At 63.6% G+C, this 442-nt stretch carries 1 protein-coding gene; it reads right to left on the bottom strand.

The annotated features are described in order from the left end of the window. Window positions 1-442: glutathione S-transferase family protein (locus FMN52_RS18560; protein WP_148610106.1), on the bottom strand; the 442-nt coding region annotated here is incomplete at both ends.

The raw sequence follows: 442 nt of genomic DNA, 5'->3' as shown, positions 1-442 counted from the left end.
CGTCTATGTCGGCTCCCATATCGGCTGGGGCATCGGATTCGGCGGCGGTGAAACGCTCGCCGGTGATGTAGGTCGAAGCGGAGACGGCTTTCTCGAGTGTGTTCATGACGTCGCCGAAACCGCCGCACCCGGCCATGCGCAGCCGCTCTTTCGGAATTTCGAAGCCGAGAGCCTTCATCGTCACCGCCGATTCGAGCGGGCCGGCGGCAAAGAACATCCAGCGGTAATAGCGGGCGCGCTCCTCCTGCTTCGGCGCCAGGGCCTTTTCGGGGTAGGTCTCGGCTAGATAGGCGCAGATCGCCGCGCATTCGGTGACGATGGTGTCGCCGTGGCGGATTGCCGGCACCTTGCCCATCGGATTGACCGCGAGATATTCCGGCGCCTTCATGGTTTCGCCGAAGGTCAGGAGTTCGGTGCGGTAAGGCTGGCCGATCTCCTCCAG

It is taken from the genome of Marinobacter sp. BW6 (assembly GCF_008107725.1).
Classification (GTDB): Bacteria; Pseudomonadota; Gammaproteobacteria; order Pseudomonadales; family Oleiphilaceae; genus Marinobacter.
The sequence above is the reverse complement of the archived record's forward strand: the minus strand, read 5'-3'. Positions and strand labels throughout refer to the sequence as shown.